This window comes from Paenisporosarcina sp. P4_D4 (genome assembly GCF_056401835.1).
The window spans coordinates 1-1242 of sequence record NZ_JBFUIO010000305.1 but is presented as its reverse complement, the minus strand read 5'-3'; the positions used below and the strand labels follow the sequence as shown (position 1 = coordinate 1242).

The window sequence follows — 1242 nt, the reverse complement described above, 5'->3', positions numbered from 1 at the left end:
GTTTGATGAAATAATATTATATTTGAATTTTAGTTTACTTGATTAATAAGGTTAATATAAAAATGCATCTGTACTTTTATACAGATGCATTTAATATTTTTTAAATAGAAGTGAACTGATTAAATGAATGCCATCTCCAAGCACTCTCTATAATCTCTTCTAACTGGTACTTCGGCTTCCAACCTAAAGCTTTGTTTATCTTTTCTGAAGAAGTAACTAATACCGCCGGATCTCCTGGTCGGCGATCAGCATATTCAATCACAGCTGATTTTCCTGATACTTTCTCACAAACTTCAATTATTTCTTTAACGGAATAGCCAGCACCGTTTCCTAGGTTATAAACGGCATTAGATACTTCACCATTGACTAATCCTTCATATGCTAGGACATGTGCATTGGCCAGGTCAGTCACATGAATATAATCTCTAATACATGTTCCATCTTCTGTGTCATAATCCGTACCAAAAACAGATATCTTCTCTCTCTCACCTAACAGGTGTTGCAACACAATTGGAATTAGATGTGTTTCAGGATTATGACTTTCACCGATTTGACCAGTTTTATGTGCACCAGCTGCATTGAAGTATCTTAAAATTACATATTGCAAATCATGTGCATGAGCAACGTCTGCCAAGATTTCTTCTACCATAAGTTTTGATCGGCCGTAGGGATTAATTGGATTTGTCGCTGTCTCTTCTGTGATTAAGTCAGTGTCTGGTATTCCATAAGTTGCTGCAGTAGATGAAAAGATAAACTTTCCTACCCTATATTCAACCATTTTCTTTAATAAAGTTATTGTTGCACTTACATTGTTCTGATAATATTGTAATGGTTTTTCGACAGACTCCCCAACTAAGCTATTTGCTGCGAAATGAATGACTGCATCTATTTTGTGTTTTGTAAATAATATATCAAGAACTTTCTCGTCATCTAAATCTCCGTTAACAAATGTAACATCCTCGTCTAATAAAAAAGGATAACCAGTAGTTAAGTTATCCAAAACGATGACCTCGTATTTCCCGACGAGTTCTTTCACTGTGTGGCTACCAATATAACCAGCTCCACCGCATACTAAAATCGACATATTATTCTCCTTTTACATTTATTTCTTCTAATTTCCCCTCGAATAACTCCAGAAAATGCATAATCAATTCTGGACGTTTCAAATCGAATTCATAATAATAATAAATATGACTATAATTCTAGAAGTTTGTTTCTAAGCTATATGAGTTATACCTATCC

Annotated in this window: 1 protein-coding gene; it reads right to left on the bottom strand. The window is 34.4% G+C overall.

Going from position 1 to position 1242, the window contains the following annotated elements; genetic code table 11:
- Nucleotides 1-100: 100 nt before the first annotated feature.
- On the bottom strand, nt 101-1084 hold the full coding sequence (gene galE, locus AC1DSL_RS18350; protein ID WP_477533354.1) for a UDP-glucose 4-epimerase GalE: 984 nt from the start codon (nt 1082-1084) through the stop codon (nt 101-103).
- Nucleotides 1085-1242 lie beyond the last annotated feature (158 nt).